This window comes from Pseudoxanthomonas japonensis (assembly GCF_043632995.1).
GTDB classification, from domain to species: domain Bacteria; phylum Pseudomonadota; class Gammaproteobacteria; order Xanthomonadales; family Xanthomonadaceae; genus Pseudoxanthomonas_A; species Pseudoxanthomonas_A japonensis.
The window spans coordinates 812,580-833,583 of the sequence record NZ_CP171632.1; the positions used below are offsets into that span (position 1 = coordinate 812,580).

General features: G+C 66.8%; 19 protein-coding genes and 1 pseudogene. 5 read left to right on the forward strand and 15 right to left on the reverse strand.

Going from position 1 to position 21,004, the window contains the following annotated elements:
* Positions 1–7: 7 nt before the first annotated feature.
* Positions 8–2,083, reverse strand: coding sequence for a glycoside hydrolase family 99-like domain-containing protein (locus tag ACGHX3_RS03610; RefSeq protein WP_394696431.1), 2,076 nt, complete (start codon positions 2,081–2,083; stop codon positions 8–10).
* A gap of 7 nt (positions 2,084–2,090) precedes the next feature.
* The gene (locus tag ACGHX3_RS03615; protein ID WP_394696432.1) at positions 2,091–3,701 is read right to left on the reverse strand and encodes an electron transfer flavoprotein-ubiquinone oxidoreductase; all 1,611 of its coding nucleotides are present in this window, start codon (positions 3,699–3,701) and stop codon (positions 2,091–2,093) included.
* 82 nt (positions 3,702–3,783) lie between these two features.
* Here ACGHX3_RS03615 and ACGHX3_RS03620 point away from each other — a divergent pair, with 82 nt between their 5' ends.
* Complete coding sequence (locus tag ACGHX3_RS03620) at positions 3,784–4,404, forward strand: alpha-ketoglutarate-dependent dioxygenase AlkB family protein (RefSeq protein WP_394696433.1); 621 nt, start codon at positions 3,784–3,786, stop codon at positions 4,402–4,404.
* A 13-nt stretch (positions 4,405–4,417) separates the two neighbouring features.
* Here the strand turns inward: ACGHX3_RS03620 and ACGHX3_RS03625 are convergent, their stop codons facing one another.
* Genes ACGHX3_RS03625 through ACGHX3_RS03645 form a run of 5 tightly spaced genes read right to left on the reverse strand, consistent with a single transcriptional unit; the run spans position 4,418 to position 8,770 of the window.
* A complete protein-coding gene (locus tag ACGHX3_RS03625) occupies positions 4,418–5,047 on the reverse strand; it encodes an ABC-type transport auxiliary lipoprotein family protein (protein ID WP_213601061.1) in 630 nt (209 codons plus the stop codon).
* Positions 5,044–5,970, reverse strand: a complete 927-nt coding sequence (locus ACGHX3_RS03630; protein ID WP_213601059.1) for an MlaD family protein — start codon at positions 5,968–5,970, stop codon at positions 5,044–5,046. The genes ACGHX3_RS03625 and ACGHX3_RS03630 overlap by 4 nt, the downstream gene beginning before the upstream one ends.
* Positions 5,971–5,973: 3 nt before the next feature.
* Positions 5,974–6,783, reverse strand: coding sequence for an ABC transporter ATP-binding protein (locus ACGHX3_RS03635; RefSeq protein WP_213601057.1), 810 nt, complete (start codon positions 6,781–6,783; stop codon positions 5,974–5,976).
* A gap of 2 nt (positions 6,784–6,785) precedes the next feature.
* Complete coding sequence (locus ACGHX3_RS03640) at positions 6,786–7,901, reverse strand: ABC transporter permease (protein WP_162336956.1); 1,116 nt, start codon at positions 7,899–7,901, stop codon at positions 6,786–6,788.
* A complete protein-coding gene (locus ACGHX3_RS03645) occupies positions 7,898–8,770 on the reverse strand; it encodes a DMT family transporter (RefSeq protein WP_394696434.1) in 873 nt (290 codons plus the stop codon). The genes ACGHX3_RS03640 and ACGHX3_RS03645 overlap by 4 nt, the downstream gene beginning before the upstream one ends.
* A gap of 103 nt (positions 8,771–8,873) precedes the next feature.
* Here ACGHX3_RS03645 and ACGHX3_RS03650 point away from each other — a divergent pair, with 103 nt between their 5' ends.
* Complete coding sequence (locus ACGHX3_RS03650) at positions 8,874–10,121, forward strand: threonine/serine exporter family protein (protein WP_313929331.1); 1,248 nt, start codon at positions 8,874–8,876, stop codon at positions 10,119–10,121.
* A 72-nt stretch (positions 10,122–10,193) separates the two neighbouring features.
* Here the strand turns inward: ACGHX3_RS03650 and ACGHX3_RS03655 are convergent.
* The 4 genes and pseudogenes from ACGHX3_RS03655 to ACGHX3_RS03670 form a co-directional block, all read right to left on the reverse strand.
* Positions 10,194–10,559: pseudogene (locus tag ACGHX3_RS03655) on the reverse strand (H-NS family nucleoid-associated regulatory protein); the annotation flags it as partial.
* Positions 10,560–10,688: 129 nt separating this feature from the next.
* The gene (locus tag ACGHX3_RS03660) at positions 10,689–12,383 is read right to left on the reverse strand and encodes a proline--tRNA ligase (protein ID WP_394697230.1); all 1,695 of its coding nucleotides are present in this window, start codon (positions 12,381–12,383) and stop codon (positions 10,689–10,691) included.
* A gap of 70 nt (positions 12,384–12,453) precedes the next feature.
* Positions 12,454–12,744 (reverse strand): DUF4124 domain-containing protein, encoded by a 291-nt coding sequence (locus ACGHX3_RS03665; RefSeq protein WP_313929267.1) that lies wholly within the window; start codon positions 12,742–12,744, stop codon positions 12,454–12,456.
* 9 nt (positions 12,745–12,753) lie between these two features.
* On the reverse strand, positions 12,754–13,149 hold the full coding sequence (locus tag ACGHX3_RS03670) for a DUF4124 domain-containing protein (protein ID WP_213601051.1): 396 nt from the start codon (positions 13,147–13,149) through the stop codon (positions 12,754–12,756).
* Between the two features lie 91 nt (positions 13,150–13,240).
* Here ACGHX3_RS03670 and pssA point away from each other — a divergent pair, with 91 nt between their 5' ends.
* From pssA to rimI, 3 genes are read left to right on the forward strand one after another with little or no spacing between them, the layout of a single operon-like run.
* On the forward strand, positions 13,241–14,020 hold the full coding sequence (gene pssA, locus ACGHX3_RS03675; protein ID WP_162336951.1) for a CDP-diacylglycerol--serine O-phosphatidyltransferase: 780 nt from the start codon (positions 13,241–13,243) through the stop codon (positions 14,018–14,020).
* Between the two features lie 2 nt (positions 14,021–14,022).
* Positions 14,023–14,457 carry an alanine acetyltransferase gene (locus ACGHX3_RS03680; protein ID WP_394697231.1) on the forward strand — a complete coding sequence of 145 codons (435 nt, stop codon included), beginning with the start codon at positions 14,023–14,025 and terminating at the stop codon, positions 14,455–14,457.
* Complete coding sequence (gene rimI, locus ACGHX3_RS03685; protein WP_394696435.1) at positions 14,454–14,963, forward strand: ribosomal protein S18-alanine N-acetyltransferase; 510 nt, start codon at positions 14,454–14,456, stop codon at positions 14,961–14,963. The genes ACGHX3_RS03680 and rimI overlap by 4 nt, the downstream gene beginning before the upstream one ends.
* A gap of 290 nt (positions 14,964–15,253) precedes the next feature.
* Here rimI and ACGHX3_RS03690 read toward each other — a convergent pair whose 3' ends face one another.
* The 4 genes from ACGHX3_RS03690 to ACGHX3_RS03705 all read right to left on the reverse strand — a co-directional run bounded on the left by ACGHX3_RS03690 (position 15,254) and on the right by ACGHX3_RS03705 (position 20,915).
* Positions 15,254–15,682, reverse strand: coding sequence for a methyltransferase family protein (locus ACGHX3_RS03690; RefSeq protein WP_394697232.1), 429 nt, complete (start codon positions 15,680–15,682; stop codon positions 15,254–15,256).
* Positions 15,683–15,717: 35 nt separating this feature from the next.
* The gene (locus ACGHX3_RS03695) at positions 15,718–18,756 is read right to left on the reverse strand and encodes a valine--tRNA ligase (protein ID WP_394696436.1); all 3,039 of its coding nucleotides are present in this window, start codon (positions 18,754–18,756) and stop codon (positions 15,718–15,720) included.
* 131 nt (positions 18,757–18,887) lie between these two features.
* Positions 18,888–19,307, reverse strand: coding sequence for a DNA polymerase III subunit chi (locus ACGHX3_RS03700; protein WP_162336945.1), 420 nt, complete (start codon positions 19,305–19,307; stop codon positions 18,888–18,890).
* A 117-nt stretch (positions 19,308–19,424) separates the two neighbouring features.
* Positions 19,425–20,915, reverse strand: a complete 1,491-nt coding sequence (locus tag ACGHX3_RS03705; RefSeq protein WP_394696437.1) for a leucyl aminopeptidase — start codon at positions 20,913–20,915, stop codon at positions 19,425–19,427.
* Positions 20,916–21,004 lie beyond the last annotated feature (89 nt).

Here is a 21,004-nt window from a genome sequence, read left to right on the forward strand (position 1 = left end):
GCGAGTGTTACGTGTGTTTTCTGGCGTAGGGGTAGATATCGCCCTGATCCAATGAGCGCCCTTCCAGCAAGCCACTCATGCTGGTGGATTCGAACCCGGCGAGCCGGCCTGAGCAGCCGATGATGCGCTCGATCGCGTGGGCGAAAGTGCCATCCAGCTGGTTTCTCTCCACTTCGAAATCCGACTCGGTAATGCCGACGTCGAGAAGTGGCCGAAGCGCTTCCAGGCGCAGCCAGTACATGGAGCCTGAAGGAAATCGGTCTAGTGCAAGGGCTTCGTCTGGATTACCGCCCATTCTCAAAACGAGACTTCGAACCGCGGCCTCGTTCGCGCCCAAGTAATCATGTAGGGGCAGCAGGTGCCCGTCAGCAACAACGACGCCATGCTTGACGTTGCGTGCCAGCGCAGCAATCAGTTCGTGCGGGCTCGCCAGCAATCCTTCGGTAAGTTCTTCGCGCCATCGGTAGCCGTCAGCCAAATGAGGAGAGCGCTTGGTGTGGAGCTTGAGCACCCAGTCGTAACCCTGTCCAATCAGCCTCGCCGCGGTTGCCAGGAAAGGCAGGACGTCGCGACCACGATTGTCAACGGTGGTTACGTGGATATCGTGAAGGCCGACACGGGCGAATGCACGGAGAACTTCGTCGTGGTGCTCGATCGCGCAGGTTACGTAGATCGGAGCGTCCAGTGCCGCGCTGCGGACCGAGCGGGCCAGTTGGCTCAACTCAGGCATGTACCATGCATGCACGGCAATTGCCGTTCGCATTCCCATGCAGTGCCCGTGCTCTCCCGAGGCCTTGTTTAATGCGTCGCGCGTCGCATTTAGGTACGCATACCCCCATCGCGAGTCCGGCTCCAAGTAGGCGCCCTCCGCCCATTCGTTCCAGGCATTGATGAACACGAGTCGATGATTGTCCTTGCCGCTGGAGTGAGTTCTGGCGGCCGACACCAGCCAGTCGTGATAGGCATGCGGCGAGGCATGCAAGAATGTCCGCCCAACGCCAGGACGTCTGGCCTCGTTGTCCCAAGAGGGATTGACGCAGGGAATAAGGGAATACCGTTCTTCCGGATTCTTTTGATGAGCGATATCCCGCCAATCCAGGATACTGCCGTTGTAGAGTGGATTGATAAGGCGCTGTCGATCTGACACCGGCGAGGCTGTGAAAGCATTAGGCGGGAACTGGATTGCGGAATTGGCTCCGATCTCATCCGGGTGTGGCTTCTCGAAGCTTTGCACGTAGCTAACGTGGATTTCGCCGATGCCGTTCTCACGGCACCAGGCGCGCCAACGCGCAGACGTCGATTCCATGTCGGCCATGACACCTGGCCGGTATACGACCAGCATCGGCTTCCCCTCCAGTCGCAAATACCGGGGGTCCCGCATGTACTCCGCCACATGCGCTATGAACGCGATATCGTCCTCCGGTGAATGCTGCTGGTCGATCAGGATCTCGTCGCCCCGTCCATCCCAGGTACGCGTCCACTTCTCGTTCGCCCAGCACAGGCAGAACTTCAGGTCGATGGTCTTGTCGTTGAGCCAGTTGCGAAGCGGGGTTTCGAGCAGGGTCTTGCCGCCGAACCAGTAGAAGTAGAAGCAGAATGCGCTGATGCCGTATTCGCGTGCGAGACGCGCCTGTTCGTGCATGACCTCGACATTGCGAAGGTCATAGAAGCCGAGGTCCCCGGGTAACTTTGGTTGGTAATGGCCTTCGAACTGGGGCAGGGCGCGGGTGACGTTGCGCCATTCGGTGAAGCCCTTGCCCCACCATTCGTCGTTTTCGGGGATGGTGTGGAACTGCGGCAGATAAAACGCGACCAGCGTGACGGGCAGCGGGTCAGGCAGTTCACCCTTCTCATAAGGGACGTAGCCGATGGCGCGTTCATCGGAGCGCACATACGGTCGACGTGGCAGGTCGCCACTTGGGGCCTGTCCCCTCGGTCCTTCAGGAACCCAGTGTCCCTTGGTGTCCAGGAAGCGTTCGCGCATCCGGTCGCGCGTGCGCTGTGGCATGGGCGTCAGGCGGAAGGCGGTCCGCAGCGCGTAGAACAGCGTGGTGCGAAGGCGTCGGGACAGGGAGTTCGACACGGAGTTCCTACAGGTTCTGGTAATTCGGCCCCGCCCCGCCTTCCGGCGTCACCCAGTCGATGATCTGGTAGGGGTCCTTGATGTCGCAGGTCTTGCAGTGCACGCAGTTGGCGGCGTTGATCTGCAGGCGCTTGCCTTCGCCGTCGTCGACGATCTCGTAGACGCCGGCCGGGCAGAAGCGGGTGCAGGGGTTGTCGTATTCGGCGGCACAGCGGCTGACGCAGACGGAGGTGTCGTGCACGCGCAGGTGCACGGGTTGGTCTTCGTCGTGTTCGGTGGCGGCGAAGTAGACGCCCTGCAGGCGGTCGCGTGGGGTCAGGGTGCGGTCAACGTAGTCGCGCTTGGGCTCTTCGTATTCGCCGACCTTGTCGAGCGACGACCAGTCGGGCTTCACCTTCAGCGTCCACGGCGAATGGCCTCCGGTGATGGTTTCCCATGCGGCATTCGCCATGCCGAACCACAGGCCCTTCTTGAAGCCGGGTTTGATGTTGCGGACGGACTTCAGCTCGGCCATCGCATCGGAGGCACGCAGCTTCGCGTCGAAGCCTTCCGGCGCGAGCTGCGACGCGATCAGGTGTTCGGCCGCCAGCATGCCGCTGCGGATCGCCTGGTGCGTGCCCTTGATCTTCGGCACGTTGAGCAGGCCGGCGGTGTCGCCGATCAGCAGGGCGCCGGGCATCTCAACCTTCGGCAGCGACTGCCAGCCCCCGGTGACGATGGCGCGCGCGCCAGCGGACAGGATGCTGCCGCCCTCCAGCACCGGTTTGATCAGCGGATGGTTCTTCCATTGCTGGAAGGCTTCCCAGGGCTTGTATTCCGGATCCTTGTAGTCCAGGCCGCTGACGTAGCCCAGCGCGATCTGGTTGTTCTCCAGGTGGTACAGGAAGCTGCCGCCGTAGATGTCGTTGCTGGCCGGCCAGCCGAGCGTGTGCACGATCTTGCCGGGCGTGACGCGGCCTTCCGGCACCTGCCACAGCTCCTTGATGCCGATCGAATACGCCTGCGGATCGCTGTCCTTGTCCAGCGCGAAGCGCTTCACCAGCCGCTTGGTCAGGTGGCCGCGCGCGCCTTCGGCAAGCACGGTGACCTTGGCGCGGATGTCGATGCCGGGCGTGTAGCCGGGCTTGTGGCTGCCGTCCTTCGCGACGCCCATGTCGCCGATGCGCACGCCGACGACCTTGCCATCGTCATCGTGCAGCGTCTCGGACGCGGCGAAGCCAGGATAGATCTCCACACCCAGCGCTTCGGCCTGCGGGGCGAGCCAGGCGCACATGGCGCCGAGCGAGACGATGAAGTTGCCGTGGTTGCGCATGCCCGGCGGCACGATCGGGAACTTGCGGCCGCCGTCCTTGCTGAAGTACCAGAACTCGTCGTCCTTCGCCGGCACGCAGATCGGCGGCGGGTTGTCGCGCCAGCCGGGCAGCAGCGCGTCGAGCGGCTGCGGCTCGATGACCGCGCCAGAGAGGATGTGCGCGCCGATGGTGCTGGACTTCTCGATCACGCACACCGAGAGCTCGGGATTCAGCTGCTTGAGCCGGATGGCGAAAGCGAGACCCGACGGCCCTGCGCCGACGGTGACGACGTCGTACTCCATCACATCGCGTTCGACATCGGACATCGGTTCGGCTCCAGCGTGGCGTTAGGCTTCCGCCATTTTCGTGGTTTGCACGGGGCGGGGCAAATCCGCGAGCATCATGGACATGACCATACCTTTGCCGCTGCCGGGGGATGGGCCGGACGCGTTGCCCGGCGCGCATCTCGTCTATCGGCCCGTCTGGCTGCCGCCCATCGAGGCCGATGCGCTACTGGACGATCTGCGCCGGACGCTGCCGTGGAGCGTGCACCGCATCCGGATCTTCGGGCGCCAGGTCGATTCGCCGAGATTGAGCGCGTGGATCGGCGATGCGGATGCGGTGTACCGCTATTCGGGCACGGACTTCACGCCGCATCCGTGGACGGACGCCCTGTCCGACCTGCGGTTGCATCTGCAGGACGACCTCGACACCCCGTTCAACAGCGTGCTGGCGAATCTGTACCGCGATGGTCGCGATGCGATGGGCTGGCACAGCGACGATGAGCCTGAACTGGGGCCGCAGCCGGTAATCGCCTCGATCAGCCTCGGTGGGGTGCGTCGTTTCGTGCTGAAGCACAAGCAGGATGCCGCGCTGCGGGCGGCATACGAACTACCGCACGGCAGCCTGCTGGTGATGTCCGGCGATACCCAGCGGCACTATCGCCATGCCTTGCCGCGCACGGCGAAGCCGGTGGCGCCACGCATCAACCTGACGTTCCGCTGGATCGATCCTGCGCGCGGTCGCTGACGCGCCGCCCGGCTCATCGACCGGGGTTCGGATCGCTGTTGCCGGAGACCAGCACCCAGCCGGCGATATCGGCGGTGGCCGCTTCCAGCGCCTCTTCGAACGCGGTCGCCACCTGCGCCACGTCGACGCTGGTTGCCTGCTTCTGCTGCAGGAACGTGCGCGACGCGACGACGCGCTGGCCACGGTTGTTGACGAGCTTGGCGTTCACTTCGACCACCGCCGAAGGCTGCGCGCTGCCGGCGTAATCGGCCTCGAAGCGACGCAGGTCCATCACCAGTTTGTAGTCGCCGAGGATACCGGCATCGGCGCTGGCCACGGCGGGAATCCGCCCCGAATCCTCCAGCGTGCGCTGCACCGCGTCCTGCAGCATGTCCGTCGCCGGCAACGCCCACGAGACGCCGCGATACACCTGCAGTTCGCCGGGCGTCGGCCGCACGCTGATGCGGGGGCTGTCGATCACGCGCGCGGCCGTCGGCTTGGCGATGATGAGCGTCCAGGCGGCGGCGGGCCACTCCGGGCGCGCCTGCACGCGGACGTCGGGCGCAAAGATCGTGACCGGATCGCGCTGCTCGCTGCCCAGGATCGAGCAGCCGGCCAGGGCCAGGGCGAAGGGGAGGGCGAACAAAAGACGCAGCGGCTTCATTTCGGGTCGAACTCCTTGGGTGCGTCGCGGCCGAGCAGGTAGCGCGCGGGATTGCCTTCGAGGCGGTCGCTGACGCGACGCAGGTCGCGTACCAGCCCGCGCAGTTCGGTGAGGGTGGGCCCCAGCTGGCCGAGACCGTCGCTGGCGAAGCTGTTGATGGCGGCACGGTTCTCGCCGAGGATCGCATCGGCATTGCCGGCGGCCGAGTCCAGCTTGCCCAGCGTGGTCTCCAGCTTGTCCAGGATGCCCGGCAGTTCCTGCACCAGGTTCTTGTCCAGCCGCTCGATGGCGCCGTTGGTGGTGGTGAGCGTCTTGTCCAGGTTCTGCGCGGCGTCGCGCGCGCTGACGATCAGGGCTTCGATGCCGTCTTCGCGGCTGGCCAGCGAGTTGCTCATCGACTCCAGGTTGTGCAGCGTCGCCGTGATGCTGGCGACGTTCTTGTCGCTGAGCACCTGGTCGAGCCGCTCGACGATGCGGTTGGCGGTGTCGGTGATGTTCTGCAGCGCCGACGGTGCGGTCTGGATCACGGGCGCCTCGCGGCGGTCGACGCTGGTCAGCGTCGGTGCCTGCGGCGTGCCGCCGCTCAGCTGGATGATGGTCGGACCGGTCAGGCTGGTGATGGCGAGCTTGGCGCGGGTGTCGGTCTTCACTGGCGTGTACGACTCCACACGGATGCGGGCGATCACCTGGCGCGGATCGTTCGGCGCCAGCGACAGCTTGGTGATCGAGCCGACCGCGATGCCGTTGTACTGCACGGGGCTGCCGACCGTCAGGCCGGTCACCGCTTCGCGGAAGACGACCTGGTATTCCTGCCAGGTGCGCTCGGACGAATACTTCGCCGCCCACAGGCCGAACAGCAGCAGCGCGGCGGCGATGATGACGGTGAAGGCACCGATGAGCACGTAATTGGCGCGTGTTTCCATGGATCAGACCGCCGTTTGCGAAGAGAGGGGCCGGGAGGCCTGCTGTCCGCTGCGCGCGGCGCGCGCGCGCGGACCGTGGAAGTATTCCTGTACCCAGGGATGATCGAACTGTTCGACCTCCTCGATGGGTGCCACCGTGATCACCCGCTTGTCGGCCAGCACCGCGACGCGGTCGCAGATCGCATACAGCGTGTCGAGGTCGTGGGTGATCAGGAAGACCGTCAGGCCCAGTGCTTCCTGCAGCGTCTTGATCAGCCGGTCGAACGCGGCGGCACCGATGGGGTCGAGGCCCGCCGTGGGTTCGTCGAGGAACAGCAGCGGCGGGTCCAGCGCCAGCGCCCGCGCCAGGCCGGCACGCTTGCGCATGCCGCCTGACAATTGCGATGGCAGCTTGTTCAGCGCATCGGCGGGCAGGCCGGCCAGCTTCACCTTCAGCAGCGCCAGCTCGTAACGCCAACTGTCGGGCAGCTCGGGGTGATGTTCCTTCAGCGGCACCTGCACGTTCTCGCCGACCGTCAGCGACGAGAACAGCGCGCCGTCCTGGAACAGCACGCCGGTGTTGCGTTCGATGTGCTGCCGCGCAGCCGGATCTTCCGAACGGGCGTCCTCGCCCAGCACGGTGATCTGGCCCTCGTTCGGCTGGCGCAGGCCGAGGATCGAGCGCATCAGCACCGATTTGCCGGTACCGGAGCCGCCGACCACGCCGATGATCTCGCCACGGCGCACGTCCAGGTCGAGGTCTTCGTGCACGGTCTGTTCGCCGAAGCGGTTGACCAGGCCGCGCACCTGGATGATGGGGGTGTCGTCGGCCATGCTCACCAGTCCATGTGCATGAACCACAACGCGGCCAGCGCGTCGATCATGATGACCAGCGAGATCGTCTGCACCACGCTGGACGTGGTGCGCTCACCGACCGACTGCGCGGTGCCTTCCACGCGCAGGCCCTCCAGGCAGCCGATCAGGCCGATCACCAGCGCGAATACCGGCGCCTTGGACAGGCCGACGAGGAAATGCTTCACCTCGATGGTGTCGTGCATGCGGGCGATGTACATCTGCGGCGGGATGCCCAGGTCGAAGGCGCCCACGGTAACGCCGCCGGCCAGGCCGGCCATCATCGAGATGAAGGTCAGCAGCGGCAGCATCACCAGCAGCGCGATCAGGCGCGGGATGACCAGCAGGTCGATCGGGTCCAGCCCCAGCGTGCGGATCGCGTCGATCTCCTCGCGGCTCTTCATCGCGCCGATCTGTGCGGTGAACGCCGACGCGGTACGGCCGGCCAGCACGATGGCGGTCATCAACACCGCGAATTCGCGCAGGAAGGCGATGCTGACCAGTTCCACCACGTAGATCTCCGCGCCGAAGTCGCGCAGCACGGTGGAGCCGAGGAAGGCGATCACCGCGCCCACCATGTACGACAGCAGGATCACCAGCGGCACGGCGTCCAGGCCGACGGCTTCCATGTGCGCCACGGTGGCGGTGGGGCGGAAGCGGCGCGGCTCCTTGACCATGCGCACCAGCTTGACCAGGTTCTCGCCGGTGAAGCTGAGCAGGGCGATGATTTCCTGCTTGTTCTCGTGCACGCGGAAGCCCAGCCGCGACAGGGCGGCCAGGAAGCCGTAGTCGCGCTTGCGCGGCGGGCGGTCGTCGGCGACGTCCTCGATGGTGCTGACCAGCGCCTGGTGGTCCTGGCGGAATGCGATGTCCGAAGGCTCCATGCCGCGGCGCTTGGCGAAGCGCAGCAGCTGCAGCACGCCGGCCGAGTCGATGCGGTTGATCGCGGTGGCATCGAGCCGGTTGACGGTCTCCGGCAGCGTCTTCAGCTGCTCGGCCACCGTCAACGCGCTCGCGAGCGTCCAGTCGCCCGCCAGCTTCACGCGCTGGGGGTCGCCGGGATCTGCTTCGTACTGCGGGCGGGCAAGGGTGGGGGTCATGGCGTCGCTCGGCCAAGGAGCATACAGGCTATCCCGGTGAACGTTAGCAGCACGCCGGTGAAGGCCCTGCGGCCCAGCGGTTCACGCAGCCACAACGCGGCCAGCAGCACGAGGAATACCGAGGCGCACTCGTTGAGGATCGCCGCCACCGAGGCGCTGGTGTACTTGTAGCCGCCCAGCCACAGCACCATCGACAGGCCCTGGCCGATGAGCGCGGCGAGTACCAGACGGTGCCAGGGCACGTCGCGGGGGACGAAGTGCATGCGCTTGCGCATGGCCGGCAGGGCGGCCAGCAGCACCAGGCCGGCGACGGCGCCGACCAGGCGCAGCAGCGTCACCCACAGCAGCGGCTGCGTTTCCAGGGTGCGCTTCACCATCACGATGGCCACGGCCATCAACGCGATGGCGAGCAGGCCGAGCAACACGCCGCGTGCGGTGTGCTGCGGATGCGTACGCCATTCGCCGGGTGGCCGGCTGACCAGCAGCACGCCCATCGCCACCAGCGCGAAGCCCAGCCACTGGGCACCGCCGAGGCGCTCATCGAGGAAGACGAAGCCCAGCACAAGGACCAGCGGGCTGTAGAGGTTGCCGATGACGCCCATGCGCCCGGCGCCGAGCTCGTTGAGCGCACGGAAGTACAGCGTGTCGGCCAAGGCGATGCCGATGATGCCGCTGGCCAGCACGATCGCCACGTCGCGCGCGGGCAACACGGGCCATGCACCGGCGTACACGAGGACGGCCACCGGCGCGAGCACGGCCAGCACCAGTCCGTTCTTCAGCAGGTTGAGCGCCAGCGGCGGCAGGTGTGCGCCGAGTTGGCGCGCCAGGATCACGCCGACCGCCCACGCGGCCGCGCTGCCCAGTGCCATGGCTTCGCCGATCCCCACCTCGCCCCCTGCCCCCGTCGTCCGCGCACAGTGTAAGCGGCCCCGCATGAAGCCATCGCGCGCGGGCTTGGGCGATACTGTGCCGATGGCCGACGACATGCTGACCACCGCCACCTATGCCCAGCGCATCGCCTTCGTCTGCGAGATCGCCGGCCGCCTGCACAGCTACGGCACCACCGCGCAGCGGCTGGAAGGCACGGTGGTCGGCCTGTCCCAGCGCCTGGGGCTGGACTGCGAGCCGTGGTCGAATCCCACCGGCCTGATCCTGAGCTTCAGCGATCCGTCGCGCCCGCTCGGGGCCAGCGACAGCACGCGCGTGATCCGGCTCGCGCCGGGCGAGACCGACCTGCACAAGCTCAGCGAGGCCGACCGCATCGCCGACGCGGTGTCGTCGGGGGAAATGAGCATTGCGCAGGGACACACCGCGCTTCGAGCGCTTGATCGCAAGCCAAGCTGGCGCTGGCGTGCCATGCAGATCTTCGCCTCGGGCCTGGCCGCCGCCGCGGTGGCCGGCCTGTGGCGGCTGCCGTGGCTGGACATGGCCACGGCCGGCCTGATCGGCGTGATCATCGGCGTGCTGGGCGAAGTGATCGCGCGGCGGCCGAAGATGAAGGAGGCCAGCGATGCGATCTCGGCGCTGGTCGCCGGCTTCGTCGCGATCCTGGTGGCGAACTTCATCGCGCCGCTGAACCTCAACACGGTGATCATCGCCTCGCTGATCGTGTTGCTGCCCGGCATGGCGCTGACCAACGCGGTGAACGAACTGACCAGCCAGCACCTGGTGTCGGGGGTGGCGCGCTTCGCCGGCGCGATGGCGACCGTGCTCAAGCTGACGGTCGGCAGCATGATCGCGGTGACGCTGGCGCAGCTGGTGGGCCTGTATCCGGACGTGCGCGCCTCGCGGCCGCAGCCCGAATGGGTCGAGTGGGTCTCGATGGTATTCGCCGCCTACGCGTTCGCCGTGCTGTTCAAGGCGCACAAGCGCGACTACTTCTGGGTGATGGCGGCGGCGATCGCCGGCTACAGCATCTCGCGCTATGCCGGCCAGACCTGGGGCAGCCCGGTGGGCATCTTCCTGTCGGCGCTGACGCTGACCGCCGCTGGCAATGCGTTCGCACGATGGGCCAACCGTCCCGGCGCCCTGATCCGCGTGCCCGGCATCCTGATGCTGGTGCCGGGCAGCACCAGCCTGCGCGGCCTGCTGACGCTGGTGCAGCAGCAGGACGTGGGCGTGGGCCAATCCGCCCTGCTGGCGGTCACCAACGTGGTGATGGCGCTGGTCGCCGGCCTGCTGTTCGGCAACCTGCTGATTTCCTCTCGAAAGAATCTCTGAGACCGCCACGCATCGCAAAAGAAAACGGGAGGCCTGGCCTCCCGTTTTCGTGTCGTTCGTCGGCGATTACTTCTTCCTGATCAGGAAGTCGTCGGCCTTCTTGCCCTTCGCGATCAGGGCCGCCATCCAGCGCGGGTGCTTGCCGCGGCCGGTCCAGGTTTCCTTCGGGTTGGCCGGGTTGCGGTACTTCGGCGCCACCTTGCCGAGCTTCTTGCCGGCGCGCGGACCCGGCTTGGTCGCCGGCGCCTTCGCGCTGCGCGTACCGGGCGTGCCGAACAGCTCGTCCAGCGTGTAGCCCTCGGCCTTGGCGAACTTGGTGATCTTGCCGCGCACCGTGGCGATGGGCGTGCGCTTGGCCAGCTTGGTCTGCTGTTCCTTGGCCTTGGCAATCAGGGCGCCAAGTTCCTTGGCGGACAGGTTACGCAGGTCGATCGACATCAACTATCTCCAGTCAGGAAGGGAAAGGCCCGTCCTTGGCAGAGTCCCGATGATAATGACGAGTTAATCGCGGTACAAATCGTCACGCTGCGTAAGCGCGCGACCGCGCCCACGCTTCAGCATGCGACATCAGCCGCGCAGTCGAGCGAGCAATTCGTCGCGGCCGATATTCTCGGCCTCGGTCGCACGACGCGCGCGGTATTCGAACGTCCCCGCCGCCAGGCCGCGCTCCGAAACGACGACGCGGTGCGGGATGCCGATCAGTTCGATGTCGGCGAACATCGCACCGGGCCGCAGGCCACGGTCGTCCAGTACCGCTTCGATGCCCGCGGACTGCAATTCCCCCAGCAACTGCTCGGCGGCGGCATTCACCGCCGCGTCGTTCTTCGGATTGATCATGCACACGGCGACCGTCCACGGCGCCATCGGCACGGGCCAGATGATGCCGTTGGCGTCGTGGTTCTGCTCGATGGCCGCCGCGACGATGCGCGACACGCCGATGCCGTAGCACCCCATCGCGGGCGCGGCGGCCTTGCCGGTTTCGTCCAGCACGGTGAACTTCATCGCCTCGCTGTACTTGCGGCCGAGCTGGAACACGTGGCCCACCTCGATGCCGCGCACGATACGGATCTCGCCGCCATCGGCGGCCTTGTCGCCTTCGATCACATTCCGGATGTCGGCCACGGTCTCCGGTTCGGGCAGGTCTCGGCTCCAGTTGACGCCGGTGAGGTGGAAACCGGCCTCGTTGGCACCGACGACGAAATCCGCCATCGCCGCCACGTCGCGGTCGGCGACCACGCGGATCGCCTGCTTCGCGCCGATGGGGCCGAGGAAACCGGGCTCGCTGCCCAGGTGCGTGAGGATTTCCGCTTCCGTCGCCAGGCGGTAGTCGGCCATGCCGGCGACCTTGCCAAGCTTGATCTCGTTGACCGCGTGGTCGCCGCGCACGAGCGCGAGCACGAAGCCCGCCTCCGTCATCACCGCGACCGACTTGACCGTGCGCTGCAGCGGGAGGCCGAGCAGCACCGCGACGTCCTCGCAGGTCTTCTGCGTGGGCGTGGCGACCTTGGTCATGGCTTCGGTGGCCGCGCCGCGCGGGGCGGGCTCGGCGGCCTGCGCCTTTTCGACGTTGGCGGCGTAATCCGAGCCGGTGGAGAACGCGATGGAATCCTCGCCGGACTCGGCCAGCACGTGGAATTCCTGCGAGGCATCGCCGCCGATGGCGCCGCTGTCGGCCTGCACCGCGCGGAAGTCCAGGCCAAGGCGGGTGAAGATGCGCGTGTACGCCGCATGCATGTTGCGGTACTCGCGGGCGAGATCCTCGTCGGTGATGTGGAAGGAGTAGGCGTCCTTCATCACGAACTCTCGCGCGCGCATCACGCCGAAGCGCGGACGGATCTCGTCACGGAACTTGGTCTGGATCTGGTAGAAGTTGACCGGCAGCTGCTTGTAGCTGGACAGCTCCTGACGCGCGAAGTCGGTGACGGCTTCCTCTGCGGTGGGGCTGTAGCAGAACTGCTGTTCCTTGCGGTCGGTGATCTTCAGCAACTGGCCGCCGAACTTCTCCCAGCGGCCGGTCTCTTCCCACAGCTCGCGCGGCTGGATGGTCGGCATGATCATCTCGATCGCGCCGGCGTTGTCCATTTCCTCGCGCACGACCGTCTCCACCTTGCGCAGCACGCGCAGGCCCAGCGGCGACCAGCTGTACAGGCCGGCGGCCAGCTTGCGGATCATGCCGGCGCGCAGCATCAGCTGGTGGCTGACCAGTTCGGCGTCGGCCGGGGTTTCCTTGGTGGTGCGGAGGTGGAACTGCGACAGACGCATCGGCATGGGGATCCGGGAGGGACGAATCGGCTATTTTGCCAGCCTTGGCCGCGGGCGGGGCGGGCGAGGGTCAATCCGTGTCGGCGGGTGCCGCATCGCCGCTCACGCGGATGCCGCTGGGGGTATCACGGTCGATGCGCTCGTAGCGGCGCCCCTTCGGCGGCTGCTCGGTGATCTGCAGCACGCCGGCGTCGTCGCGCCAGCGGTACAGCGATGGGCGGGCATCACGGGCCTGCGCGGCGGCGGCCTGTTCTGCAGCGGCCTGCTTGCGTGCGGTGGTGTCGGGCGATTCGCGGGACAGCCACCAGGCGGTGCCGACGCCCAGCGCGACGCCTGCCACGATCGCCGGCCAGGCGCGCATCCGGTGCGATCAGGTGCCGGCGGACGTGCAGTAGGCCTTTACCGCGGCCTCGGCGAGGTTGCGCTGGTTCTCGCGGCCGGTGTCGTCCAGCACCGTGTCAGGCTTGCCGTCGCCATCGGTGTCCTGCTGGATGGGACCCTTGGTGGCGCCGAGGATCTGCAGGTTGGCGCGCGCGCTGGCGCACTGCGGGTTGTCGACCGGCTTGCCTGCGGGCTGGGCGACCTCCGCGGCCGCGGCCCCGTACTGGTTGATGCGCCGGTTCTGCACGGTCTGGTTGGGCGGCGGGCTGTCCGAGTAGTGCGTCACGCCGTTCTTGTCCTTCCACTGGTAGACCTGCTGGGCCTGTACGGTGGCGGCGGTCGCCAGGCAGAGCGCCAGCACGGCAAGGCAGGACAGGAGGCGCATGGGAAGCTCCGGATCGCGGGAGACCCGATTGCAGCATCCCCCGGGCGCGCAGGCAAGCCGGCCGGGGGAGCGCTGGGCTAAACTGCGACCCATGAACGAAATCAAGCCGCCCCCGCGCTCGCGCGGGATCTACCTGTTGCCCAACCTGTTCACCACCGCCGGCCTGTTCGCGGGGTTCTTCGCGATCATCGCCGCCGCCAACGGCCAGTTCGTCAATGCCGCCATCGCGGTGTTCGTGGCGGGGCTGATGGACGGCATCGACGGCCGCGTGGCGCGGCTGACCGGCACCAGCAGCGAGTTCGGCGTGCAGTACGACTCGCTGGCCGACCTGGTCAGTTTCGGCCTTGCGCCATCGCTGGTGATGTACCACTGGTCGCTGTCGGCGCTGAAGTTCGACAGCACGGTGATGGGACGGGTCGGCTGGGTGGTGGCGTTCCTGTACGCGGCCTGCGCGGCGCTGCGGCTGGCGCGCTTCAATACCCAGGTGGGCACGGTGGACAAGCGCTGGTTCGTCGGCCTGGCCAGCCCGGCGGCGGCGGGCCTGATGATGTCCTTCGTCTGGGCGTTCGCGGACGGTGAACTGGGCTGGACCGGCGAGGAACTGCGCTACGTCGCGCTGGCGGTCACGCTGGTCGCCGCGCTGCTGATGGTCAGCCGCATCCGCTTCTGGAGTTTCAAGGGCACGGGCGAGGGCGGAGCGAAGGCCGACCGCATCCCGTTCGTTGTGCTGGCGCTGGTGCCGCTGGTGCTGGCGATCCTCTTCATCGATCTGCCGCGGACGCTGTTCGCGGTGGGTGTGGTGTACGCGCTGTCGGGCCCCGGTTACTGGCTGTGGCAGCGCCTGCGCCGGCAGAAGGACGCCGCGGCGTGAGCCTGGCGGCGGACCGGCTGTGGTCGGCCGAGCAGCAAGGTTGGCTGCGTGCGCTGGGCCATGCCGTCTACCTGCCGGCCGATTGGCCGACCGAGGCAGGCGCGCCGGTGGTCGCGGAGGCCCCTGCCGTACGTGAAGAGACGCCTGCGCCGGCACCTGCTTCCCTTGCACCGCGCGCTCGTCCGCCTGCCCGCGACGCCATTGACACGGCGCCGCCCGCGCGGCGAGCAGCGCCGGCGCCGCGGACCGGCGGTGCGAAGCTGCCCGACCGCCTGCATTTCGCGCTGATCCGCGCCTCGGGCTGCAATCCGAATGCGCCCGGCGCCGCGGAGCTGTTCGCGCAATGGCCCAGTTCGGCCGACCTGCGTGGCAACCCGGCTGCCAAACGCGCGCTGTGGCCGACCCTGCGCAGGTTGCGGCGGGGCATGCCGACATGAGCGCGCTGGGCGTCGAGGCCTCACCGGTGTCCACGTCCAGCCTGCGGCCGATGCGCGAGGGCGACCTCGACGCGGTGATGGCCATCGAGCAGCGCGCGTATCCGTTCCCGTGGACGCGCGGCATCTTCAAGGACTGCCTGAAGGCCGGTTACCCGTCGTGGGTCATGACCGAGCACGGCCTGGTGATCGGCTACGGCTTGCTGAGCATCGCCGCCGATGAAGCGCACGTGTTGAACATCTGCATCGCGCCCGAGCGACAGGGCCGCGGTCTGGGTCGCCATCTGCTGCGTGCGCTGGTGAAGATCGCGCGCGACCACCGCGTGCAACGCGTGTTCCTGGAAGTGCGTCCGTCCAACCCGGGCGCGATCGTGCTGTACCACAGCGAAGGCTTCAACGAGATCGGCCGCCGCCCGCGCTACTACCCGGCGAAGGACGGTCGCGAGGACGCGCTGGTGATGGCGATCGAACTGGTCGCCGACGACATCACCACGATGCCGCCACTGTAGGTCGGGCCCCGGCCCGCCTCGGAGCCCCCACAGCGAATTCTGCAGCCGTCCTAATGGCGAAGGCGGGTATCCGGCGATGTCGCTGCTTCAAAGCCAAGACAATGGGTCCCTGCCTTCGCCGGGATGACGAAGAACTATCAGCCCTGCGTCTGTCCGTCGTTCCCGCGAGCGCAGGAATTCATTTTTTCTCGCTGCTTTTCTGGCTGCACTGCAGAGACAACGTCAATGTGGATCCCAGCGTTCGCTGGGATGACGGCAAGGGCCGGTTACACAGCGCGGGCTTCCGTGCATCAAAGCCAGCGACGGACTTGGGCCCGGTACGCGTCGTACGCAGTCCCGAACGTTGCCGAGAGCACTCGCTCCTCCGGCAGGATCTGGTATCGCGTGACATACGCCATGTACAACGGCACCCCCACCAACGCGGCGGGATGTCGCAGCCAGCACGCCCAGGCAACGAGCAGCAGCGCATGGCCCAGATACATCGGGTTGCGTGATACGCCATGCAGTCCGGTGGTCACCAATGCGCGTGACGACGCCGGGCGAAGTGGATTCACCGTCGTGCTGGCCCGGCCGAATGCGAGCTTCGGCAAAAGATTCAACAGCAGTCCCAGCACGGTGAGCGACGCGACCAGTATCAGGCGCAGCGACGACGGCAGGGCGACGAGCGCCGAAGGCCATGCCTGCGCGAGGCCCCAGGCGATGGCGCCGCTCAGCGCCATCACCACCGGAGGCGGGACACGGGTCTCCAGCCGGTTCAGAGCTTCGCGCGCTGCCCGTGCAGGGCGGCGAGCTGGTTGCTCCAGTCGACCAGGCGCTGACGCTCCTGCTCGACGACGGCCGGCGGCACCTTGTCGGTGAACTTGGCCAGCTTGGCTTCGCTCTTGTCCTTCTCGCCGGCGACGCGGGCGATCTCCTTGTCCAGGCGCGCGCGCTCGGCGTCCAGGTCGACCAGGCCTTCCAGCGGTACCAGCAGCTTCAGCTCGCCGACCACGGCGGCCGCGGAGACGGGCGCATCGGCACCGGCGTCCAGCCACGCGATGTCGTCGAGCTTCAGCAGGAACGACAGCGACGACGTGAAGCGCGCGATGCGGGCGCGGTCCTTGTCGTGGCCGTCCTGCAGCAGCAGGCGGACGGTCTTGCCCGGCGAAACGTTGAGTTCGCTGCGCACGCGGCGCAGCGTGGAGACCATCGTCTTCAGCCATTCGACGTCGGCATCGGCCTGCGCGTAATCCTGGCCGGCGAAGTCGCTGGCGACCGGGTAGGGACGCAGCGACACGGTGTCGCCGTCGATGCCGAGCTTCGGCGCGACCTGCTGCCACAGTTCCTCGGTGACGAACGGGGTCAGCGGGTGCAGCAGGCGCAGCAGCGATTCCAGCACGTACAGCAGCGTGTGGCGCGTGCTGTCGGCCGCGTCCTTGTCGTCGCCATTGAGCGCGGGTTTGGCGAGTTCGACGAACCAGTCGCAGAACTCGTTCCAGGCGAACTCGTACAGCGCCTGCGACAGCAGGTCGAAGCGGTAGGCGGCGAACTGGGTTTCGGCCTCCGCGGTGACCTTGGCCAGGCGCGAGAGGATCCACTTCTCAGCGTCCGTGACCGGGTTCGGCATCGTGCTGCCCCCATCCGCCCGTCGGGCACCTTCCCCCGCTTGCGGGGGAAGGGAGAAACCGTCGGTGTTCATCAGCACGAAGCGGGTGGCGTTCCACAGCTTGTTGCAGAAGTTCTTGTAGCCCTCGGCGCGGCCCATGTCGAACTTGATATCGCGGCCGTGCGTCGCCAGCGCGGCGATGGTGAAGCGCAGCGCGTCGGCGCCGTGCGGCACGATGCCGTCCGGGAATTCCTTGCGCGTCGCCTTCTCGATCTTCTCGGCCATCTTCGGCTGCATCAGGCCGCCGGTGCGCTTGGCCACCAGGTCTTCCAGCGAGATGCCGTCGATGATGTCGAGCGGGTCCAGCACGTTGCCCTTCGACTTGGACATCTTCTGGCCGTCCTTGTCGCGGATCAGGCCGGTCATGTAGACGTCGCGGAACGGCACCTGGCCGACGAAGCTGTCGGTGGCCATGACCATGCGGGCCACCCAGAAGAAGATGATGTCGAAACCGGTGACCAGCACCGACGACGGCAGGTAGCGGTCGAAGCCGCGTTCCTTCATCGCCTCCGCATCCGGCCAGCCCATCGTGCTGAACGGCCACAACTGCGAGGAGAACCAGGTTTCCAGTACATCTTCGTCGCGGCGAAGGTCGTGCGACTTCAGTGCCTCTATTCTCTGCTCCAGCGCCTCTGTGGAGGCAGGCGAAAGATCGTCGGCTTCAGAGAGTTTGAGTTCGAGAAGCTCTGCCGACAGTGCTGCTACCTTGGCGCCAAAAGTTTCCCGCGCAGCCCCTTCACTTCGTGCGACATAACACTGGTTCTCGGCATCGAACCAGGCTGGGATGCGGTGTCCCCACCAGAGCTGGCGGCTGATGCACCAGTCCTGGATGTTCTCCATCCAGTGACGGTAGGTGTTGATCCAGTTCGGCGGCACGAACTTCACCTCGCCGGACTCGACCAGTTCCAGGCCGCGCTTGGCCAGGCCGTCCATCTTCACGAACCACTGGTCGGTCAGATACGGCTCGATCACCTGGCCCGTCCGGTCGCCGCGTGGCACCTGCAGCTTGTGCGGTTTGGTCTCGACCAGCAGGCCGAGGTCTTCAAGGTCCACGAGCACGACTTTGCGTGCTTCATAGCGGTCCAGACCGCGATACTTGACCGGAATCGTGTCGGCGATAGGCAGGTTAGCCAACGACTTCTCGATCGCATCGACTGCTGTTTTCGCGAGCACAGATGCGCTGTCCACATCATCCGCAGCGGCGCCGACAATGCGCGCAGTCGGCGTAAGAATATTGATCAATCCACGACTCGGAAGCTCGTCAAAAACGCCGCTTTCGACATGCCGTTGCCAAACCTGGTAGTCGTTGAAATCGTGCGCAGGAGTGACCTTTACCACGCCCGTGCCGAACTCGCGGTCGACGTAGTCGTCGGCAATGACCGGGATCTCGCGGTCGGTCAGCGGCAGCTTCACCGCCTTGCCAATCAGGTGCGCATAACGCGCGTCTTCCGGATGCACCATCACGGCGGTATCGCCGAGCATGGTTTCCGGGCGCGTCGTCGCCACGACCAGCGAACCGCTGCCGTCGGCGAGCGGGTATTCGATCGACCACAGGAAGCCGTCTTCCTCGACGTTTTCCACTTCCAGGTCGGAGATCGCCGTCTTCAGCACCGGGTCCCAGTTGACCAGGCGCTGGCCGCGGTAGATCAGGCCCTGCTCATGCCAGCGCACGAAGGCCTCGATGACCGCCCTCGACGCGTCCTCGTCCATTGTGAAGGTGCTGCGCGACCAGTCGCCCGACGCGCCCATGCGGCGCATCTGGCGTTCGATGGTGTCGCCGGACTGTGCCTTCCATTCCCAGACCTTGGCGATGAAGCCGTCGCGGCCCAGCGAATCGCGGGTCTCGCCGTTGCCTTCCAGTGCCAGGTTGCGGCTGACCACCATCTCGGTGGCGATGCCGGCGTGGTCGGTGCCCATCTGCCACAGCGTGTCGTAGCCGCGCATGCGGTGGTAGCGCACCAGCGCGTCCATCAGCGTGTGCTGGAACGCATGGCCCATGTGCAGCGTGCCGGTGACGTTCGGCGGCGGCAGCAGCACGGTGTACGGCTCACCTTTGCCGCTGGGCGTGAAGTAGCCGGCGGCCTCCCATTGCGCATACAGGCGGGATTCGAAGGATTTCGGGTCGTAGCTGGAGGCGAGGTCGGTCATGGGGTTCCAGAATTCCTGAGGTCGTCATCCCGGCGAACGCCGGGATCCATCTTGATCTTGCCTTTGCGCTGCCTTGTCCAAGGCCACTGCAACGGCAAGGTGGATTCCAGCGTTCGCTGGAATGACGGGTGTTACATGTCGTGCTTGTTCACTTCAAAGCCGCGCGCCTTGTACTGCTTCCAGCGCTCGCGCAGCGGTTCGCGTGCGGACGGATCGGCCGGCACCACTTCCAGCACGCGCTCGCAGGCGCCGGTGAAGGCGTCGTCGCGCAGGTTGATCACCAGCGCCCGCGCCGGCACATCGATATCGGGCGTGGCGATCAGCACGGGCGTCAGCTCGTCCTCTTCGTCGCCGGCGATCTGGTGCGGGATGTAGGCGTCCGGATCGAACTCCCACAGCAGTTCGTCCAGTTCCTCCGCCTGCGCCGCATCGCGCGCCAGCACCAGCGTCCACTGGTTGCTGTCGTAGGCCTTGCGGGCCAGTTCGCAGACCAGCTTCAGCGGTTCCTCGAGGAACCGCGGCTTGGCGATCAGGTAGAAGTCGGCGCGCATGAGAGTCGGGAATCGGGAATGGGGAATCGGGAATGGAAAAGGCGAGGTGCAGCGATCTCGGCGTATCCCGACGATGGTTCGGAAGGAATATTTCTCACCATTCCCTGTTCCCGATTCTCAATTCCCGGCCGCGCCACCGGCGCGGTCCAGCAACCACTGGCTCAGCAGGCCGACCGGGCGACCGGTGGCCATGCCACGCTTGCCTTCGTCGTTGGCGACGCCGGCGATGTCCAGGTGCGCCCAGCGCTGGCCTTCGGTGAAGCGGGCCAGGAAGCAGCCGGCCGTGATCGCGCCGGCCCAGCGGCCGCCGATGTTGTAGACGTCGGCGAAGCTGGATTCCAGCTGCGTCTGGTACTCGTCCCACAGCGGCAGGCGCCAGGCGCGGTCGAACACCGTCTCGCCTGCACCCAGCAACTCGTTGCTGAGGTCGTCGTGCTTGCTCATCAGGCCGCTGGCGTAGCGGCCGAGCGCCACGATGCAGGCGCCGGTCAGCGTGGCGACGTCGACCAGCGCGGCCGGCTTGAAGCGCTCGGCGTAAGTCAGCGCATCGCACAGGATCAGGCGGCCCTCGGCGTCGGTGTTGCCCACTTCGATGGTCTTGCCGGACATGCTGGTGATGACATCGGACGGGCGATAGGCATTGCCGTCGATGGCGTTCTCCACCGCCGGCACGATCACCACCAGGTTCAGCGGCAGCTTCATCTTCACGGCGGCCACGAAGGTGCCGATGACGCTGCCGGCGCCCAGCATGTCGTACTTCATTTCCTCGATGCCGCCCTGCGTCTTCAGGTTGACGCCGCCGGTGTCGAAGGTGATGCCCTTGCCGACCAGCACGTAGGGCTTGGCGTCGGCCTCCGTCGCACCGTTCCACTTCAGGACGATCAGGCGCGGGCGGTTGACCGAGCCGCGGGCGACCGCCAGCAGCGAGCCCATGCCCAGCGCTTCCATCTGCGCCTCGTCGAGGATCTCGGCTTCGGCGCCGTTCTCCGAGGCGAACGCCTGCGCCTGCTCGGCCAGGTAGGCCGGGTTGCAGATGTTCGGTGGCAGGTTGCCGAGTTCGCGGGTGACCTGCACGCCGGCGGCGATCGCGATGCCCTGCGCCAGCGCCTGCTCATCGTCGCCGCTGACGGCGAAGGACGTCAGGCCCGGGTCGTCGTTCTTCTTCTTGCCCAGCGTGGCGGTGTAGCGGTAGCAGGCGTGGTCGGCGGCGATCACCGCCTGGCGGATCTTCCACGCTGCGTCGCGGTCCTTGACCGTCACTTCCGAGAGGGTGAACAGCGCGCTGCGGACCGGGCCGAGCTTCAGGGTCCGTGCGGCATCGCCGATGGCCTTCAGGTACTGCGCCACGCCGAACTTGGCGGCTTCGCCCAGGCCCACCACCAGCACGCGCGGCGCGGTCACGCCCGGCAGGTCGTGCAGCAGGGTGGTCTTGCCGGTCTTGCCGCCGATGTCGCCCCGCTGCAGCAGCGCCGACAGCTTGCCACCGCTGGCCGCGTCCACCGCCTGGCCGGCCGAGGTCAGGCTCTTGTCGGCGTAGGCGCCTACCACGACGCAGTCGACGCCGGCCTGGGCGGGGGCGTCATGGTTCAGGGTGAATTCCAGCGTCATTGATCAGATTCCCGGTTCAGTTACGTACAATCGCGGGCCGGATGAAGGTGGCGGATGCCATCCCGGACCGCAGAGACCGCCGCCGCAGA

What these genes read in the sequence shown, in the direction of transcription:
- ACGHX3_RS03700 (WP_162336945.1), bottom strand. Translation starts at nt 19,307, where the DNA reads ATGCGCGCCGACTTCTACCTGATCGCCAAGCCGCGGTTCCTCGAGGAA.
- ACGHX3_RS03625 (WP_213601061.1), bottom strand. Translation starts at nt 5,047, where the DNA reads ATGAAGCCGCTGCGTCTTTTGTTCGCCCTCCCCTTCGCCCTGGCCCTG.
- ACGHX3_RS03670 (WP_213601051.1), bottom strand. Translation starts at nt 13,149, where the DNA reads ATGCGCCTCCTGTCCTGCCTTGCCGTGCTGGCGCTCTGCCTGGCGACC.
- ACGHX3_RS03645 (WP_394696434.1), bottom strand. Translation starts at nt 8,770, where the DNA reads ATGGCACTGGGCAGCGCGGCCGCGTGGGCGGTCGGCGTGATCCTGGCG.
- ACGHX3_RS03695 (WP_394696436.1), bottom strand. Translation starts at nt 18,756, where the DNA reads ATGACCGACCTCGCCTCCAGCTACGACCCGAAATCCTTCGAATCCCGC.
- ACGHX3_RS03690 (WP_394697232.1), bottom strand. Translation starts at nt 15,682, where the DNA reads ATGGCGCTGAGCGGCGCCATCGCCTGGGGCCTCGCGCAGGCATGGCCT.
- ACGHX3_RS03630 (WP_213601059.1), bottom strand. Translation starts at nt 5,970, where the DNA reads ATGGAAACACGCGCCAATTACGTGCTCATCGGTGCCTTCACCGTCATC.
- pssA (WP_162336951.1), top strand. Translation starts at nt 13,241, where the DNA reads ATGAACGAAATCAAGCCGCCCCCGCGCTCGCGCGGGATCTACCTGTTG.
- ACGHX3_RS03615 (WP_394696432.1), bottom strand. Translation starts at nt 3,701, where the DNA reads ATGTCCGATGTCGAACGCGATGTGATGGAGTACGACGTCGTCACCGTC.
- rimI (WP_394696435.1), top strand. Translation starts at nt 14,454, where the DNA reads ATGAGCGCGCTGGGCGTCGAGGCCTCACCGGTGTCCACGTCCAGCCTG.
- ACGHX3_RS03660 (WP_394697230.1), bottom strand. Translation starts at nt 12,383, where the DNA reads ATGCGTCTGTCGCAGTTCCACCTCCGCACCACCAAGGAAACCCCGGCC.
- ACGHX3_RS03665 (WP_313929267.1), bottom strand. Translation starts at nt 12,744, where the DNA reads ATGCGCGCCTGGCCGGCGATCGTGGCAGGCGTCGCGCTGGGCGTCGGC.
- ACGHX3_RS03620 (WP_394696433.1), top strand. Translation starts at nt 3,784, where the DNA reads ATGACCATACCTTTGCCGCTGCCGGGGGATGGGCCGGACGCGTTGCCC.
- ACGHX3_RS03635 (WP_213601057.1), bottom strand. Translation starts at nt 6,783, where the DNA reads ATGGCCGACGACACCCCCATCATCCAGGTGCGCGGCCTGGTCAACCGC.
- ACGHX3_RS03640 (WP_162336956.1), bottom strand. Translation starts at nt 7,901, where the DNA reads ATGACCCCCACCCTTGCCCGCCCGCAGTACGAAGCAGATCCCGGCGAC.
- ACGHX3_RS03650 (WP_313929331.1), top strand. Translation starts at nt 8,874, where the DNA reads ATGGCCGACGACATGCTGACCACCGCCACCTATGCCCAGCGCATCGCC.
- ACGHX3_RS03705 (WP_394696437.1), bottom strand. Translation starts at nt 20,915, where the DNA reads ATGACGCTGGAATTCACCCTGAACCATGACGCCCCCGCCCAGGCCGGC.